The sequence below is a fragment of the Flavobacterium hydatis genome, assembly GCF_000737695.1.
Taxonomy (GTDB): Bacteria; Bacteroidota; Bacteroidia; order Flavobacteriales; family Flavobacteriaceae; genus Flavobacterium; species Flavobacterium hydatis.
The window spans coordinates 20,785-37,000 of record NZ_JPRM01000045.1; the positions used below are offsets into that span (position 1 = coordinate 20,785).

A 16,216-nucleotide genomic window follows, 5' to 3' on the forward strand; every position below is an offset into this window, starting at 1 on the left:
TTTTAATCCTTAGATGTTTTCTTGAGACAGAGAAAAAAGAAATGTTTTTTTAGCTACCGGATTCTTTTATAAGCTGCAGTGTCTTTTCGTCCTGCTCTCCATTGTAATATTTCACAAGCACCTGCCTGAAACATTCAGGCGTTTCAGGCAGAAGTCCGAACAGGGTCATGCAGGATTTAAGTTTCCTTTCATCTGGCCTGCCCAGAATTTCCAGTGCCGTTTTATTCTCGATCTCAAGCATTGGCTGGGTAATTTCCACCAGACGTTTTCCCAGTATCGGGTGATTGAGATACAGTGAGGCTTCCTTTAGGTTTTCAATGCCGTAAAAGATATTATAATCCGTGAATCCCAGTCCTCTTAGCTGGGGAAAAATAAACCACATCCAGTGGGTCTGTTTGCTGCCCTGCCTGATCTCTTCCAGAGCATTGCCGTACGTTTCCCGCTGCGCTTCTAAAAATCGGTCCAGATCATATCGCTTTTCCATTGCATTGCTTTTTTGTCACCTGAAATTACAAAATATTTCAATGCCGATCCCAAAACAGGCATCTGAAATAGGGGTTCAGCCTGCTGTAAAAACTATAAGGAAATTTTCAATGAAAACGGATTAAAAGAGCCGCGAAAATAGCACCCGCAGGCTCCTGCATGCGCATAACGGCCTTGCCGCCCTTCGGGACTTATAGCACTCCGGATCCTTGATCGGGCGCTTGATTTTGTGCTTTCTTTTTTCCCGTTTTTTCTTTGAAAAATTTTATGCGGGCTTGAGAAAAAACAGAAAAAATATTCACTTAAAATTTTACATCATGGAAATCTCAGGACGAATCACAAAAGATGCCGTAATGGTAAAAGTTTCAAATGACAGGGAGGTGGTAAATTTCTCCATTGCCATAAACGACAGCTACAGACCAAAAGGCTCAGGCGAGCTTAAAAAGATTGTAACCTACATCGACTGCTCCTATTGGATGGGTTCCAAAATGGCGCAGTGGCTTAAAAAAGGAACCGTGGTTGAACTCTTCGGACGTATAGGTATGAATGTTTACAATAATGCCGAGGGCAAAGCGCTCGGTTCGCTGACCTTTCACACCAGTAATATTAAAATACTGGTTTTCCCGAAAACAGAAAACACTACTGAAGTTCCCGCAGTCCAAAAGAAAAACATGGATCAAGACACCCCTGACGACCTGCCTTTCTAATTGGAATCTATACGGTTTCACATCAAAATTTATACGCCATGAAAGCCTTTGAAAAATCAGTCTACATAGAATATCCCGTATCCACCCAGTTCAAAAAAATAGTCCTCTCCAATATGGAATCTTATGACGGAACAAAAAAAGAGCAGTTAAAATCTTTTTTGGAAGACCTGCAGAAAAATGGATGCATCTGCGGGATGATTTCAGAGTTTGTCTACAACTCGGACTGCAGGAAATTCTATATCCAGCATTTGGATGATTTGGAAAATATCCGATACGAAATTGAAGATTCCCTTGGGGAATCTGTCAAAAACCGCCACCGTCTGCCCCATTACACCTTTGTATGCTGGCTCTGCTTTGAAGAATACTGTTTTGACATCTACAGAAACAGTTTTGAATAACGCTTTTCAATCTTAAATCTTCCCTTATGAAAGCATCAGATAAATTTAAAACCGCTATAGAAAGCTACCTGAGCGAAAAAGCGCAGAACGATGCCGTTTTTTCAGCGGACTATAAAAAAGAGAGCAAAAACCTTGAAAGCTGTTTCCATTACATTTTCGGCGAGGTCAAAAAAACAGAGGAATGCGCCTTTGACAATCAGGAAATCTTTGACATGGCTGTGAAGTACTACACAGACGACACTATTGGAACGCCTGCCCCTGTTCAATGCAAAGTAGCAGCAAGTTCCCCTGCCAAACCTGATTTGTTCTCAACTGCTCCCGCAGTATCTCAAAGCACAGTTCAAAAAACAGAAATAGTGCAGCCCGTGAAGCCTGTACAAACCCTAACACTCTTTGACTTATGATACCCAAAACAGTTATAGAAAAAGAAATCAGCGCCTTAAGCACTACCCTAGCCCCAATCACAGCACAGATGCATCAGTGGGCGGAAAAAAACATTTTCCTGAAATGGGCGGTACTCTCAAGGGGAAAATTCCATTGTCTGGAATGCACCCATTCGTGGAAACCCGACAGCCAAAGCCAGTCTTGCAAAAATTATATTAACTGTACCGCCTGTCAGGGGAAACTTAAAATGCATCAGCACAATCAGGTGCATTTCAAAGAAATCGAATACTTTGCCCTCACCGATACCTGCTCTGGGTATCAGGTGGTGCGCATCATCTGCTCGCACAAGAACATGAAAAAAAATGTTCTTCCTGCCTATTCCCATACCGAAGTCATGCAACATTGGATAAATCCAAAAGGGGAAGTGCGCACCATCTCAAGAAGCACCAATGTTTTTTCTAATGCCTATGATGCATGGCAGTACTATTCCCCTTTAGAAATCCGCCCAAAGGATTTTCAGAACTCGCCAAAGTACCGCATCAATCCCTACAAGGTATATCCGCACATGAAAGTGATTCCGCTTTTGAAAAGAAATGGTTTTAAGACTTCCACGTATGGCATTGCACCGCAGATACTCTTTACTGCTCTTCTAAAAGACCCCATTGCAGAAACCCTTTTAAAAAGTTCGCAGACCTCTCTGCTCAAGCATTATCTCACCTCCCATGAACAGCATCTGCGTGAAAACTGGCAGGCAGTAAAAACCTGCCTTAAACAGCGTTATCAGATTCAGGACATAAAAATTTGGGAGGATTATATTGCCCTGCTCCGATGGTTTAAAAAAGACCTCAGCTCCCCTGCTCTTGTCTGCCCTGAAAATTTAGACCAGGCGCATGACAGGCTTGTTGCCAAAAAAAGGGATATTCAGCGCAAGAAACATCTTGCGCAGATGCGTGCTGAAATACAAAAAGCAGAGCCGATTTATGAAAATGATAAAAAACAGTTCTTCGGACTTTCCTTTACTGATAACGACCTTACCGTAAAAGTCCTTGACCGTGTGCAGGATTTTCTCGAAGAGGGCGACACGCTCCACCACTGCGTATTTACCAATGAGTATTATAAAAAGAAAGATTCCTTGATACTCTCGGCGCAGATTGAAAACAGACCCGTGGAAACCATTGAAGTATCCCTTTCGAGAATGGAAATTATCCAGTGCAGGGGACTTCGCAATAAAGCCACTAAATATCACAGCAGGATTCTTAGGATTATAAATAAAAACCTGCCTGAGATTGCCGGGCGGTTGAAAAAGCAGAAAAAGCAGAATGCTCTCGCCTAAACCATTTTACTATTGATACCGCAGATTTTACACTGCGGTATTTTTTTGCGCGCGCAGACACTTTAAGGTTCACAGAGCAGTCCCGGCTTAGGGGCTATTGTGGAATGTTAAGTCAATTTCACCACAAAGTTCGGGCACGGCTTTCGGTTCTCCGCAAAAAATTCCCCCATAAATGCAGGGCTGCGCTCCTGCTTTATTGCGTTGCTTTCTGCGTTCGCTCGTCCCTGCCCGCTCAGCGGTGCTGTAATTAATCTTAAAACTACAGCAATTATGAAAAATCAACATCAAAACACAGACTGGCAGAAAGTATCAGAAATCGAACTGATCTATAAAACCAGAGTAAAAAGTACTGAAAGACCGTGTATCACTTCTTCCAGAGATGCTTACCGCATACTGCTCGACAGCTGGGATCCCGGCAAAATAGAATTCTTTGAGCAGTTCAAAGTGCTGCTGCTCAGCCAGTCCAACAGGGTTCTGGGAATCTATGAGGTTTCCTCAGGAGGCATAGCGGGAACTGTGGTGGATATGCACCTGCTTTTCGCTGCAGCCCTGAAAGCTGCCGCCGTCGGGATCATCATCACCCACAACCATCCCTCCGGAAAAACATCACCTTCCGAGGCCGACAGAAATATGACCCGAAAAATCCGGGAAGCGGGAAAACTGCTGGATATTCCACTGCTCGACCATCTGATTGTGACACCCGAAACCTATTACTCTTTTGCAGATGAAGGCGCCCTTTAGGGGCGTTTTCATCTTTCATGCCCTTGTGCTGTTCTGGTTTTTTAAGTAATTTTGCCCTATGAATCATGAAGAAATAAAACGATATTTTGAGAACACTCCGCCGCCGAATGAAGTAGTGTGGACCTAATGGGCGAAGATTACCGACACTCAGGTTTTCCTGAAAAGCTGTTATACCACCATCAGAAACTTTAACGGTCCTGTCGATCGCTGTCCGGCATGGTGGCATTTAAGGGATTTTTACATTCTTATGAAGAAAACAGCAGACCAGCCGATCAGCGAAGAACCTGCTTCAGAATAATTCTGATCCTTCCGTAAATTCTTAATAAAGCAAAAAGCACCGATTTGCTTTTTTTATGCCCTGAAAAATAAGGATTTTTAGATTTTGTTATTATTTAGAACATTTTATTTTTAAAATTTGTTACCAACTGTACTAATTTTGATCTGTATAAAATGAGTAATTGACTGCATTGACTTTAAAACAGCCTGAGCGATATTAGAAACGAATTTACAAATTTAAAATTAAGACATTAGAAATGGGAGATATAAATAGTGCCCCATGATTTTCCCTAATATTTTAATAAAAACACTCACGTTACGGAAACCCGTAATTTATTTACATTAGCATTTTCTAATTTGCGCCAGACAATGAAAAATCTGCTTAAAAAAAGACATGCCGATTAAACAAGTTTAAACACGTATTTATACTCTAGCTTCTTTTTTATAACTTTCTTTATCTTAGTCACCTTGATATTAAACTCAGTGATTATAAATAATCCTGTTAAATAAGCTATCGATCCATAAGTAAAATGACGGGATTAGATTTACAGAAGTGATAAAAAAAGAAGATAAAATTTAAATAATCATTTTTAAGTCTTAAAAATATAATAAAATGAACGGAGTACCTATTTTACTGAATAATAAGGCTTTTACGCCATTTCACTTTTATTCGTATTTTTTAAGCAGCGTTGCTAGTTTTTATCAGCAATTTCCAAAGGAAAAAATAACATTTTTCTTAATCGGTGAAAATGAAAAAGAATCCTTCTTGCATTCTTATTACTTTGACCCAATTACTATCCCCCTATTTCTTTCATTGGCGGACCAGCTCACCAAGTTTCATAATGAGCCTATTTCTCTTGAATTATACAATACCCACTCCACAAATAAAGTACTGGCTTTTTTAGACAGGTCCGATTTTTTCAAAGTTTCAGGTAATTTTGCCAAGCCTGGTAAAAATATATTAAAGTTCAACAAGGAGTATTTAGGATTCTTCAATTTAAATGAACAAAGGCCCGAGCACAAAGTGAGATTTTATTCTTTGAATGAAGTTAATTCTTCGCATAATATGATCAATGTCTCCACGGCTGAACAGCAGAGAGATCTTCTTATCGAATACTACACGTACAAAGTCAAAGACCATTTTGAAGATATTTTAAAAGAAAGCCACCAAAACAATAAAGTTGTTTTCGACTATGTCCAGATCTTATCAGAACTGATTACTAATGGAGTTTTGCACTCAAAATCAGATGTATATGCCTTGATGTTTACCGACAGGGAAAAGACCTGTTTCTCAATTTCGGATAACGGAATTGGATTGTTTTCATCTTTGGCTCTGAAAGAAAAACAGATTGTAAACGACAGCTATAAATTGTTTGATTTATATAATGAGCTTTTGAATGAGATTCCATTAAATGTAGCAGACAAAATAAAGCAGTCATTTTACGCAATTTTTGAAGCCCTTTACTATTCAATATTAAAGGACAGAAAGGGACTTTTTGACTTAATGACTACAGTCGTATTAGATTCTAATGGATATTTCAGACTGCATAATAATAACGCCCAGATCATAATATCACTTAGAATGTTTAATGAAATTCAGAGCTTGGTAAATATGCGAAATCTAATCTATGATAATCATTTAAAATATATTTCGAAGTTAATTACTAAAGATGAATTTATGACTGTTTTCAACGAACTTACATTGGTCGTTAGAAATGAATTTAAAAAGTTGATTTCAAACATAATTTCAAATTATAACCAAGATGTAAAATACTCCTCCATACGCTTATATGAGGTTAGATTTAAAGGGGTGCACATAGAAGTAGAAATCCCTAAAAAGTACTAAGTATGTTAATTTCTAAGATTATACATGAAGAATCGATTTATTTCAATCTTCACGCTGAACAGACTATAAGCAGCAGCTACTTCGCTGCTGAAATAGGGTTATATGCCACAGAACTTTTTGACAGCACCCTTAATAGGATTACTAAAGGTCTGGATGAAATCGATAATAGTACAAAATATGTCTTATACCTAGATTTCGAACGTATTGAAAACGCAGGAAAAAATTTATTTGACGACCTATCTTCAATAAAAAGCAAAGTAAAGTCTTTGATATTCATTAATTTAAAAGAGAATATTTTAAGTCAATTATCACTTAGTGAGGACTTTTTGAACAATCCTAACAATCATAAAGTTGACGAAGACGATAAATTTGCTATGTTCTATTTTGGAAATGATTCTGCAACAGAAAAATATCTAGATTCGAAAGACTTGTTTGAAGACTATCTGCTGTCATTTATAATGCATTTTAAAACTAAGGATACAGACAAGTTATTTTTACATGAATCATCTTCAGTTTACTTGACATCCTATATAGATATCAAAAGAATGATTTCAGAGGATACCAGTTTTATGATGTTCTGCCTTTACCATTTGTCAATAAAAGTTAAAGATAGCTGGATTGAAAACATTAATGATAAACCAGTACTGGTTTGCCAAAATTTAAACAGCTCTTTCATCAGCTCCGTACTATCAAATTTCCTCCAGCTTGATATACTGATTCTTGATCACGTTGGTCCTGTCAATACACACTACAGCAGTTTAAACAGCAAAATCGAAGAAGGCAAAAAATATATAATTGTGTCAGATGTTGTATGTCTGGGCACAGAAGTTAAAATCACGAAAAATATTATTTCTTTTCTTGGCGGGAGGGTTATTGGTAATGTTAGCATTGTAAAATTAGATACGTTATATGAAGATGACATTGCCAAAGAAAAAATTAAGAACTTAAGTGTTTTTAACATCAATCAGAAAAATAATTCTCAGGTAAAATTCAAAATTAAAACAGCTATAGATCCAGATGAATAAGGCAATTTTACACATATCAGATTTTCATGTAACCTCCTGCTTTGACGCAAACGGCGATCTTCTTAATGATTTCAATTCTTGGCTTGTGGTTGATAAGAAAGCTGAAAATGAAAGATTTATAATATCTTTCTGCGATTTTGTAGAAGAACAAATTCCAGATACATTAATTTATTTAATTATATCTGGTGACTTAACAAATTCAGCAAAAGATAATGAATTCATCGAACTAGCCTTAATTTTGGATATACTCATAACCAAATTAAGGATTAGTAAAGAAAATATTTTAATAATTCCTGGTGATCATGACGTAAATAGAGTTGATGCTGCCATAGCATTTGAAAAGGCCGGTGCGGGAGCACAGCCAAAAAAGCTTTATGATTTTAATGTGGAGAAATTTGAGAAATTCTACAACACGTTTTTTGAAAAATCAAAAACATTTAGTGCTGAGAATGCTGTTACAGATGTACTAGTTATTGAAGATTTAAAAATAATTTACATAGGCTTGAATTCCAACTTCAAAATTGGTGCTATCTCAGGTTTAGGTTTTATAGATCCTGCTAAACTTGGACAAGAACTGGCTGAAATTACAACAACGTACTCTGATTATATTAAAATCGCAGTTATCCACCACAATTTAATCAATTTTTATAAAAAAGAAATAGCTCCGCAGTGGGATAAAGAGAATTACTCGGACATAAAAAGAATACTCGAAATCAATCAGGTGGATTGTTATATATTTGGCAACGAACACACTCCATTTTCCGAAATAAAAGAAAGGGTTCCACATATCAGCATAGGGTCGTTCGGCTGTAAAAACCCTGATCCAAACTTTAATCTTTTAGTCTTTAAAAAAAAAGATTCACAGGTGATTCTTGAAAATAAATATTTTAGAATTACTAATAACAATATAAATGGACAGCCTGAGCACGGGGTATGGGACATAAGCTCTTCCTGCGGGGAGGTCAGTAAAATAGAATTAAAAATACCGCCAAGCCAGACGGCTCTTCCTTTTTCTGATTTTTTACCGGAAGAAACCGAATCACCAGTAGATGCCGAGGTGCAGAAAAAAGAACCGCTTCATCCATTCGATATAAATGACAGTAGACATCTTAGCTTATTGAAACTGATCAAGGACAATAACTTATTTCATTCCGGACATTTTCACTGGAGCGAAACCTCACGGGCTCACGGATGGATTGATGTAGCAAAATTATTGGGAGATAGATCCCGTCTTGCTAAATGTAAAAAGCATATTTATGAAACTATAGCAAACTCTGACATTAAATTTGATTTTGTAATTGGGCTCGGAGTTGAAGGAAATATTCTGGCAACCAGAACAGCAGTCCTCAGCTCAAAGCCTTATAGTTTCTTGCCATATTCCTATAGATATGACGATCATTCTGACTTTGAAAAACAATTGAATTTTGAGAATAACGGACGTTTTAAATCTGTTCTTATAATAACAGATGTTGTTCATGATGGAAGAACTATTCGAAAGTTAATTCATAAAAAAAGAAAGGAAGACAAAACTCATGAATTTTTTAATGGCGTTGAAAAAATTTATGTTGTTTCATTATTCTATACTGGAAAGATTACGGAATCTCATACAGATGTATATAACCTGCTTAATAAGAATAAAGAAGATGAATTTTTCGACAGTGAGAATGATCATTTAGAAAGCCGTATTGAGTTTCATTTTATCTCCCATATAGGTGTTGAAGTCTGCCCTTACAATAAAAATAACTATAAATCAGACTGCATTATCGTAAGGGAAGGATTAGGCTGCATACACAAATTTTACACAGAAAAAATTTAAATAGAAAATGAGAAAGCAGGAAATTAAAAAGTTCAACAAAACCCTTAGTAAAAATAATTTAACAATTGTATGCGCCGAAAGTATTACCGCTGGAATGCTTTCAAGCTCGATAGCTTCTGTTGCAGGCGCTTCAAGTATTTTAAAAGGAAGCATTGTCACATATGACAGAGAATTAAAATCAACAATTCTACAAGTCAATCCATCAACTATTGATAAATACTCTGCTGAATCAATTGAAACAACTATAGAAATGGCATATGGATTGTTAAAGCTCTATCCTAGTTCTGATATATATGTTGCTGTTACAGGAATAGCATCTCCTGGAACGGAAAAGTATCCTGTATCTGGTGAAGTTGGGGACATTTTTGTTGCAGTCTACTATAAGCATTTAAAGCCTCATTTACGACTTCAAACTTTTATTACCAAAATAGAAAGTACTGAAAGAAATAAAATACGTGAAGAAGCAGTAAGATTTATTTTTGAGAAGATTACCAACATGGTTTCATAATAAGTTTTCGTTAAATCATGATTTCAATTCAGATTGAAAATTTTAATAAAGACTTTAATTTACAAGTAATTTAATATGACAGAAGCAGTTTTTGGACTTATTAGAGTGTTAATTGGATCTGGTATAACTTGGTACCAGTCTTATTATACAAATAAACAGTCAGAGGATTGGATTTGTATTGCAGATTATAATAGTTTTAATATTAAAACTAATTATAAACCTATTGGGCTAACTTCAGAACAAATACTATAAATAAACATAATTCTACTTTTGACAGTTTTAATTTTAATTAAAACTATAGAAAATCTAATTGTATCGATTATAGAAAACCACGTAGCAAGCATACCGTATAGAAATCAAAATTGCAAAACTAAAAGTATGCTAGTATTTGTAGCCAACTTTCATCATGATTTGTTTCAATCCAAAATGAAGTTCCTGAATATAAAATTATAGACAAAATTAAACTTAAAAATAGAATAAATAATGTGAATTTAAATGACCAAAGTAATTCTATAAATGTGTTGCTTCTTCTAAAAAATAGATAAATCATTATCAGAAGAAGACATTATTATAGCCCTTGCTGTAGAAAATAAAGAAAAAATTGATTTTATTAAGCATCTAAAACAACTAAAAATTTTATAATATATATTATTTCAATTCTCGAATCTCTCTTTTGGTGTTTACTTTCTTAGTTTTAAATGCTTTGTCAATGTCATGCAAGTTGTACAATCCTCTTTTTGTAGAATTTTCTAACTGAAATCTCAAATCGGAAATATGTTGATAATATTTTTTACCTAAATCTATTAATTCAAGATTAGATTTCCCTCCTGCTTTTATATTTAAATTATAAAAAAGTTCATTTAACTTCTCCAAATTTTCACTCGTTTCATCATCTATCCATAAACTAAAACTTATAGCCATTAGCATATTTTTCTGGAACTCAAAAAATTCGATATCGCTGTAAGAGAACATCATGTGATAAGGTTGGCTGTCTGCCTCATCTAGCACAACAGTCTTAAGAACAGCTATTTGGCTTTCAATATACTGATAAGCTACTAATCTCTTTTTTAATATTTCTTTATAGTACTCATTTTTGAAATCTAACTTTTTAAGCTTAACAGTAATGACATAAGATACAATCGCAGAAACTATTCCGGCCATAATTGTACTAGTTAGAAACAATCTAATATCATCCATATTTAGTTGATTTGATAGTTATATAATTGATTATTATCTTTGTAGTAGAGCATTTAATTTTTATATACGCAAAAAAGCTTCATTGTTCTAAAAATGTTTTACGGTAAGCTATTTCTTTAGATATTTAAATTTTCGCCATCTAAGAGTTTTATCCAAGTTTTTATTATGTAAATAATGAATAATATCATCCATATTGAAACCCAGAATGAAATCTTACCTAATGTTGTAGAATAATGCACAAGCCACAAATCTCTTAACATCAAAAAAGCAATTCCAAATAAAGCCAAAAATATTAAGATAACTGGGGACAAGACGGCTAGGCCAAAAATAACACTTGCTATTCCTCCTTCTTTAACAATCATTTGTTTTCCAAAAGATGAATATGAAAATGGTAATGAAATTCTGTCTATAAAATTATTTTGATGATCATAAATATTAGGACAATTATAATCATTATTATAAATTTTTTTTCCCAATTTTTTAATTCCAAAATACAATTCGCTTTTGTACATAGACATAGAAATAATAGTGAATATAAAAGAAAAATATAAAACAGGAAGTATAATTGTAACAATGGAGGTGTTTTTTATAGCAACTGGTCCAATTTGAAGTGTATCAATTTCTAAATTTGAAGAAATAAAAAAAAATAAAATAACAAGAATTAAGTATATAGAATATTTATCAACTTTTTCATTCAGTTTTTCTAAGTTCGAATAAGCTCTATTATAAAGGTCTAAGATAATACTGTCTTCTGCATTTTCGGTCAATAACAATAATTCTTTTTCTCTATTCATTAGTTATTTTTTTTTTTAAATATAAGTTAGTAAATATTATGATCTTTAACTCCTTTTTTTCTTGTAATAAAATATAATATATCCTATTCCTGGAACTAATATATTTACAGCAGTATTTAGAAAAGTATTATCACTTACAAACAATAAAATAATTGCTGTAATTAGCGATGACAATACTAATATTAAAACTATTTTATGGCGTTTTTTTTCAAATGCAAAGTTTACAAACACTCCTGAAATTACTACCAAAAGTGTGCAAAACTGGAATAACAATGGAACAATTGGATTTGGATCTTTAACAACTAGAAATTGCTTTGACTTTACTTCTTCAGAAATATTATCAAAATCAGTTTTTAATTTATTTAGTTTTTCAATACGAACTTTCCAATTAAATACTGCATATATATCTTTAGAATCAGGATCTGAATAAACATTACTTTTTACCTCGTAAACGGTATAAAATAAAGTGTCTCGTTCAGATTTTATCTTCAAATATTTAGATTTTTCGCTTAAAAATTTATCATAAGCTTTTTCAAAATTTTTTGCTTTATTTGTATTTGCATAATCATTAAATACTCTGTCCAAAGAATCTATTTTTGATTCAATGGAACTGCCGATTTTAATCTTAACAATTTTATCAGCTAATGAATTCACAAGCTTTGTTTTTGCAGGTAACAAAAAGTTATTGATTGAATTTAGGTATTGCACAGCGTAGATTGCTTCTGCATTTAGTTTTTTATAAACTTCTTCTTCTTTCTGTTTCTCTTTTCCAATTTTGATATATTCAATATCAATATTTCTGGCTTTTATTATCCAACTTTCTTCTTGTCCTTTAGGTAATAAGTTGCAAAGTGATTGAAATTCTTTATCGCATCTATCTTGATATTCTGAATCAGATAATTGAGCGTAATTATTTAATGTTGAAAATAGTAAAAATAGTAAGAATATCTTTTGTTTCATGTTTTTGATCCTTAATATTTTCGTGTTAATGTATTTTATTCTTTATAATTGTTCTGTACATATTAATTATTTTTTTGTCATTTAAAATTTAAAAAATCATCAACCTTCTTTCCAAAATTTGTTACAGAAATATTGTCAATGCCTCTAACTAGAATATATACTCCCCCTACAAAACTCATCAATTTTTCGATTTTCCAATAAAAAATATCTAAACTATTATTTACAGATTGAAGTACTATAAAAATAGCCGTAACCCCTACGCTTAATTCAATTAGACCATATAACAACCTATATTTTTTTCGAATAAACCAAAAAATAAGTCCAATTAGCAAAGAGTAAAAAATTAAAAGAAAATAAAATAGTACCTCATTAAAACCTTTAACATAAGTAAGTAAAATATATGTTATTGGCAAAAATAAAATTGTTCCAATTACAAAATTCCTCACGATTCGAAGATTAACTGCAGACTTTGAATTTGGATCGTTTAGATCATTAATTCTAAAATCATTATTTTCAATTATCTTTTCTATTTCTGAAATGTTTTTTTTACCATTTTCGATTAATTCCTCTAACTCTTTACGTATTTCAATATCTTTTTCGTGAAACTCTTTATTCATGTTTTTTTTAAAAATTTTCTCATATCTATTACCTCAAAAAATAATAATTTGAATCAAAACTAAATAAGCATTTTTTTAATATGAGCTTTCCTTTTAAACACTGATATTTAGTTTTGGATCTTCCATTTTACCTATTGTTTCGAGATGCAATTAATTCTAATGCTGCAAATGTTTCTCGTTCTGCTATTTCAATAGCTTTAATTTTGTTGATAAAATTTTCAAACCGCTGTAGCCAATTACCTTTTGTGATAGAAACTATAAAAGCTTCTCTTGATATTTCAGCTACTATAAACTCATTATTGAGACGTTGAGGAAATAAGCAATATAGTTTTGTATGTCTGCTTTTTTTGGGAGTTTCAATCCTACCAAAATCAAAAATAACTGCGACTGGTCGATAAATCCAATTAGAGGGAAAAATCTCATATGAAAAGCTTGTTCTAAAAACTTGAGGCATCAATGAAGAAAAATAATATTTCCCTTTTTGAAACCGTTTAAAATCATTTTTAAGCCGTGTTCCGTCAACAACCCAAATTAAATTTGTATAGAAGCTTTCTCGTGAAGCTTGTTCCTTTGTATCAATATGCGAATGTTGAAATTCAATTATAATATTATTATCAGTTCGAACATCAGCTATGTGAAGTTCTCCTGTAATTTCATCACGCATTATAATTTCTTGCCAATTAAGCGGAAATTCTTTTTTCCAATTGCGATGCCATTCAGTTTCAGCTTCCCACCACTTGTCACAATTTTTATTGCTTTGATGCGCCCAATGATGAATTCGCTTTGAACCACACTTTGCTACAACCTGTTGAGTGCAACCTGGACAAATCGCTTTCCCGTTTGGAGTCGCCTCAACTCTCATATCTTTAATTAATGCAAAACGCATACTTATCCTTATTAATTTAGCACATTCGATTACCAACAATAGCTTTTAAATGTAGCTTTTGCTAGCTAAGTAAGTTTAATTAGCTTAATACTAATTAACTAATATCTAAATTAGGGTTTAAACCGTTTCTTAAATTCTTCTAAATCATATCCAGTTTGTAAACGTAAAAATGAATCAGCTGTGCCTCCAAATACTTTTTCAAGTTTTAAAGCTATCATAGGAGAAACTTCAACATTACCATTTAAAACATTGGAAATATCCGAAATTGGAGTATCTAGCAATTCTGCAATTTTACTTATTGAAAATTTTCTTCCATCTATAAGTTCCATTTTTAAAATTTCTCCAGGATGAACGTTTCTCATTTTTCGTACCATATAAAACTTTTTCAAAAATTATTTAGGGCACTACGTTTATCTTAGCAAAACATATCTTATTTCACTTGTTTAAAGTATCTACAATTAAATATGCTCAATTTTTATTAGTCCTTCTTATCTTCAGGCTTAACTATAACTTTTGGCTTTAGTGAACTAGTCGGCACTGGAACTATTCTTCCTGCAACAGCACCTGTCTGTACATTTTTATTTAACTTTTCTATAGTTTCTTTTAAAATATCGGCTACTTTTTTTTCTATCATCTTTTATTTTTTAGGATTATTAGCTGGTCTATTCTGTGGTGGTAGAGGAATCGTCCTGCCTTTTTCTTCTGTTGCAGGCATTGGCTTGGCTGGCGGGCTAGGGTTTTGTTTATTGCTCATATTAAATAAATTTATTGTTACAAAAGTTAGAACGAATACAACTCCAATTATCAAACTCCAAATTGATGTTCTATTCAGACGATTAATTATTTTATTTCTTTTTTTAATATTTTTAAAAATATCATTATACTTTTTCTCATCTATTTCTTGAATTGTTAAATCGGAATCTATAATTGATTTATAATGAGAGTATAAATTTGAAAGCAATGTTAGAACTAAACAAATAAGACCAATAATGTATAAAGGTTTGAAATCGGTCTTGTCAACTGTAATAATTTTTTCCAAAAAAGTCAAAGAAAGTACAATTCCACCAGAAGCTAATAAATTTATGTATTTTTCAAAATCATCTTGACTTTTACTTTTATTATCAGATACAGCATTACGATATTCTATCCAATCTTGTTCAAACTTTTCATTTGATGATTCCATCTATATTTCAATTTTATTTATTTTTTTCATATTCTTATCTGTTTCAAATGATAAACAATAGTTTTTAGGTAGTTATAATCAAATGTCATTTTGGGTTGTATTTTTTTTTACATGTTTTTGATCCAAAAGGCGTAATATGATCTTAACTTCTTTGAAATATATTAATTAATCTTTACTATCATTATTGTTGCATTAAGTTTCTAAAAGTAAGAAATTTGATTAATATTTCACGAGTATATTATTAACAATAATTTTCTGCATTTAAAAAAATGTATTTGAAATTATAAGTAACCTTCTCTAATTCTTGATAAAAAAAAGGTGTAGGATGTGGTAGGATGTTGTTTTTTTACTTCCTACCACTTCCTATTATGTCCTACTATTTCCTACTATGTTTCCTATTACTTTTTTATAGTAAATATCTATAATACAATTATATATAATAATGTAGGTGCAGAATCGGTGCATCTATTTTAACACAAACCATAAAACACTATAAAACAATCACTTGAAACCTTAAGTTCGAAACATTACTAAATTATCTAAATGAAATATAGACTGTTTCTTTTTTACTTTTTATTTTTTGTCAGTACGTAATAATTCCATTGGTTTATAGAATTTACTACTAACTATCATCCATGTTACCCAACCGGGTCTTTTATTAAAATATTGCTAACAAAAATTATTACCAAAATTTTTAATTCATTTAATTTTCCTACTCTGTTGTAAAATTGTAGCACAAGCTATTTTTTAAAACTAGAGAATCATTTATTGGCAAAGTTTAGATTTAAATATATTATAAAAGCTCCTTGTTTTTTAGTTGTTTTTTTTATTTTAACAGGTTCGATTCGCGATCACAACACCAAGGAATAGAATTCTATATCTAAAAATGTTGAAAAAATTAGTAATAAGTTTTGTGGCAAAAATATGGTACATGGCATTTGGAGTCGATATCTTTTTTTTACTACTGTTATATAAATTGACATCTACTTAAAAATCTAAAAACGAAAATATCAGATTAGTTAACGAATTAAAAAACTTAGATTATGAGTACGGATGATCATA

At 32.6% G+C, this 16,216-nt stretch carries 20 protein-coding genes; 11 read left to right on the forward strand and 9 right to left on the reverse strand.

Going from position 1 to position 16,216, the window contains the following annotated elements; all coding sequences use genetic code 11:
- Positions 1 to 49: 49 nt before the first annotated feature.
- On the reverse strand, positions 50 to 484 hold the full coding sequence (locus IW20_RS21605) for a DUF1810 domain-containing protein (RefSeq protein ID WP_035627452.1): 435 nt from the start codon (positions 482 to 484) through the stop codon (positions 50 to 52).
- 316 nt (positions 485 to 800) lie between these two features.
- Here IW20_RS21605 and IW20_RS21610 point away from each other — a divergent pair, with 316 nt between their 5' ends.
- From IW20_RS21610 to IW20_RS26445, 11 genes are all read left to right on the forward strand, one after another.
- Complete coding sequence (locus tag IW20_RS21610) at positions 801 to 1,190, forward strand: single-stranded DNA-binding protein (RefSeq protein ID WP_035627454.1); 390 nt, start codon at positions 801 to 803, stop codon at positions 1,188 to 1,190.
- A 38-nt stretch (positions 1,191 to 1,228) separates the two neighbouring features.
- Positions 1,229 to 1,588: a DUF7222 domain-containing protein gene (locus tag IW20_RS25970; protein ID WP_081912540.1), complete on the forward strand. Its 360-nt coding sequence runs from the start codon at positions 1,229 to 1,231 to the stop codon at positions 1,586 to 1,588.
- A gap of 26 nt (positions 1,589 to 1,614) precedes the next feature.
- Positions 1,615 to 1,992, forward strand: coding sequence for a Cas9 inhibitor AcrIIA9 family protein (locus IW20_RS21615; RefSeq protein WP_035627456.1), 378 nt, complete (start codon positions 1,615 to 1,617; stop codon positions 1,990 to 1,992).
- A complete protein-coding gene (locus IW20_RS21620) occupies positions 1,989 to 3,305 on the forward strand; it encodes a PcfJ domain-containing protein (RefSeq protein WP_035627458.1) in 1,317 nt (438 codons plus the stop codon). Before IW20_RS21615 ends, IW20_RS21620 begins: the two co-directional genes overlap by 4 nt.
- A gap of 270 nt (positions 3,306 to 3,575) precedes the next feature.
- Complete coding sequence (locus tag IW20_RS21625) at positions 3,576 to 4,046, forward strand: JAB domain-containing protein (RefSeq protein WP_035627489.1); 471 nt, start codon at positions 3,576 to 3,578, stop codon at positions 4,044 to 4,046.
- Between the two features lie 136 nt (positions 4,047 to 4,182).
- Positions 4,183 to 4,344 (forward strand): DUF6965 family protein, encoded by a 162-nt coding sequence (locus IW20_RS26955; RefSeq protein ID WP_394332186.1) that lies wholly within the window; start codon positions 4,183 to 4,185, stop codon positions 4,342 to 4,344.
- 591 nt (positions 4,345 to 4,935) lie between these two features.
- Complete coding sequence (locus IW20_RS21630; protein ID WP_035627460.1) at positions 4,936 to 6,168, forward strand: ATP-binding protein; 1,233 nt, start codon at positions 4,936 to 4,938, stop codon at positions 6,166 to 6,168.
- Between the two features lie 2 nt (positions 6,169 to 6,170).
- Positions 6,171 to 7,193: a hypothetical protein gene (locus IW20_RS21635; protein WP_035627463.1), complete on the forward strand. Its 1,023-nt coding sequence runs from the start codon at positions 6,171 to 6,173 to the stop codon at positions 7,191 to 7,193.
- The gene (locus IW20_RS21640; protein ID WP_035627465.1) at positions 7,186 to 9,009 is read left to right on the forward strand and encodes a metallophosphoesterase; all 1,824 of its coding nucleotides are present in this window, start codon (positions 7,186 to 7,188) and stop codon (positions 9,007 to 9,009) included. Before IW20_RS21635 ends, IW20_RS21640 begins: the two co-directional genes overlap by 8 nt.
- 7 nt (positions 9,010 to 9,016) lie before the next feature.
- Positions 9,017 to 9,517 carry a CinA family protein gene (locus IW20_RS25620; RefSeq protein WP_051886096.1) on the forward strand — a complete coding sequence of 167 codons (501 nt, stop codon included), beginning with the start codon at positions 9,017 to 9,019 and terminating at the stop codon, positions 9,515 to 9,517.
- 75 nt (positions 9,518 to 9,592) lie between these two features.
- Positions 9,593 to 9,769, forward strand: a complete 177-nt coding sequence (locus tag IW20_RS26445) for a hypothetical protein (RefSeq protein ID WP_165571469.1) — start codon at positions 9,593 to 9,595, stop codon at positions 9,767 to 9,769.
- Between the two features lie 396 nt (positions 9,770 to 10,165).
- On the opposite strand, the gene IW20_RS21650 is transcribed toward IW20_RS26445, so the two are convergent.
- From IW20_RS21650 to IW20_RS21680, 8 genes are all read right to left on the reverse strand, one after another.
- Complete coding sequence (locus tag IW20_RS21650; RefSeq protein WP_070908210.1) at positions 10,166 to 10,678, reverse strand: hypothetical protein; 513 nt, start codon at positions 10,676 to 10,678, stop codon at positions 10,166 to 10,168.
- A 152-nt stretch (positions 10,679 to 10,830) separates the two neighbouring features.
- Entirely contained in the window at positions 10,831 to 11,508 is a 678-nt protein-coding gene (locus IW20_RS21655) for a hypothetical protein (RefSeq protein WP_035627471.1), read from the reverse strand.
- Positions 11,509 to 11,553: 45 nt separating this feature from the next.
- Positions 11,554 to 12,468 carry a hypothetical protein gene (locus IW20_RS21660; RefSeq protein ID WP_035627473.1) on the reverse strand — a complete coding sequence of 305 codons (915 nt, stop codon included), beginning with the start codon at positions 12,466 to 12,468 and terminating at the stop codon, positions 11,554 to 11,556.
- Between the two features lie 77 nt (positions 12,469 to 12,545).
- The gene (locus tag IW20_RS21665; RefSeq protein WP_035627474.1) at positions 12,546 to 13,085 is read right to left on the reverse strand and encodes a hypothetical protein; all 540 of its coding nucleotides are present in this window, start codon (positions 13,083 to 13,085) and stop codon (positions 12,546 to 12,548) included.
- A gap of 127 nt (positions 13,086 to 13,212) precedes the next feature.
- Positions 13,213 to 13,971: a competence protein CoiA gene (locus tag IW20_RS21670; RefSeq protein WP_081912541.1), complete on the reverse strand. Its 759-nt coding sequence runs from the start codon at positions 13,969 to 13,971 to the stop codon at positions 13,213 to 13,215.
- A 110-nt stretch (positions 13,972 to 14,081) separates the two neighbouring features.
- Positions 14,082 to 14,333, reverse strand: coding sequence for a HigA family addiction module antitoxin (locus IW20_RS21675; protein WP_051886100.1), 252 nt, complete (start codon positions 14,331 to 14,333; stop codon positions 14,082 to 14,084).
- Between the two features lie 116 nt (positions 14,334 to 14,449).
- On the reverse strand, positions 14,450 to 14,605 hold the full coding sequence (locus IW20_RS26450; protein WP_165571470.1) for a hypothetical protein: 156 nt from the start codon (positions 14,603 to 14,605) through the stop codon (positions 14,450 to 14,452).
- Between the two features lie 3 nt (positions 14,606 to 14,608).
- Positions 14,609 to 15,154 (reverse strand): hypothetical protein, encoded by a 546-nt coding sequence (locus IW20_RS21680; RefSeq protein ID WP_035627480.1) that lies wholly within the window; start codon positions 15,152 to 15,154, stop codon positions 14,609 to 14,611.
- Positions 15,155 to 16,216 lie beyond the last annotated feature (1,062 nt).

Bases quoted from the DNA above. Each gene is read 5' to 3' on its own strand.
- IW20_RS21625 (WP_035627489.1), top strand. From the start codon at position 3,576: ATGAAAAATCAACATCAAAACACAGACTGGCAGAAAGTATCAGAAATC.
- IW20_RS21665 (WP_035627474.1), bottom strand. From the start codon at position 13,085: ATGAATAAAGAGTTTCACGAAAAAGATATTGAAATACGTAAAGAGTTA.
- IW20_RS26445 (WP_165571469.1), top strand. From the start codon at position 9,593: ATGACAGAAGCAGTTTTTGGACTTATTAGAGTGTTAATTGGATCTGGT.
- IW20_RS21650 (WP_070908210.1), bottom strand. From the start codon at position 10,678: ATGGCCGGAATAGTTTCTGCGATTGTATCTTATGTCATTACTGTTAAG.
- IW20_RS21630 (WP_035627460.1), top strand. From the start codon at position 4,936: ATGAACGGAGTACCTATTTTACTGAATAATAAGGCTTTTACGCCATTT.
- IW20_RS21615 (WP_035627456.1), top strand. From the start codon at position 1,615: ATGAAAGCATCAGATAAATTTAAAACCGCTATAGAAAGCTACCTGAGC.
- IW20_RS25620 (WP_051886096.1), top strand. From the start codon at position 9,017: ATGAGAAAGCAGGAAATTAAAAAGTTCAACAAAACCCTTAGTAAAAAT.
- IW20_RS21655 (WP_035627471.1), bottom strand. From the start codon at position 11,508: ATGAATAGAGAAAAAGAATTATTGTTATTGACCGAAAATGCAGAAGAC.
- IW20_RS21605 (WP_035627452.1), bottom strand. From the start codon at position 484: ATGGAAAAGCGATATGATCTGGACCGATTTTTAGAAGCGCAGCGGGAA.
- IW20_RS21670 (WP_081912541.1), bottom strand. From the start codon at position 13,971: ATGCGTTTTGCATTAATTAAAGATATGAGAGTTGAGGCGACTCCAAAC.
- IW20_RS21620 (WP_035627458.1), top strand. From the start codon at position 1,989: ATGATACCCAAAACAGTTATAGAAAAAGAAATCAGCGCCTTAAGCACT.
- IW20_RS21680 (WP_035627480.1), bottom strand. From the start codon at position 15,154: ATGGAATCATCAAATGAAAAGTTTGAACAAGATTGGATAGAATATCGT.
- IW20_RS25970 (WP_081912540.1), top strand. From the start codon at position 1,229: ATGAAAGCCTTTGAAAAATCAGTCTACATAGAATATCCCGTATCCACC.
- IW20_RS21610 (WP_035627454.1), top strand. From the start codon at position 801: ATGGAAATCTCAGGACGAATCACAAAAGATGCCGTAATGGTAAAAGTT.
- IW20_RS26450 (WP_165571470.1), bottom strand. From the start codon at position 14,605: ATGATAGAAAAAAAAGTAGCCGATATTTTAAAAGAAACTATAGAAAAG.
- IW20_RS21635 (WP_035627463.1), top strand. From the start codon at position 6,171: ATGTTAATTTCTAAGATTATACATGAAGAATCGATTTATTTCAATCTT.
- IW20_RS21675 (WP_051886100.1), bottom strand. From the start codon at position 14,333: ATGAGAAACGTTCATCCTGGAGAAATTTTAAAAATGGAACTTATAGAT.
- IW20_RS21660 (WP_035627473.1), bottom strand. From the start codon at position 12,468: ATGAAACAAAAGATATTCTTACTATTTTTACTATTTTCAACATTAAAT.
- IW20_RS21640 (WP_035627465.1), top strand. From the start codon at position 7,186: ATGAATAAGGCAATTTTACACATATCAGATTTTCATGTAACCTCCTGC.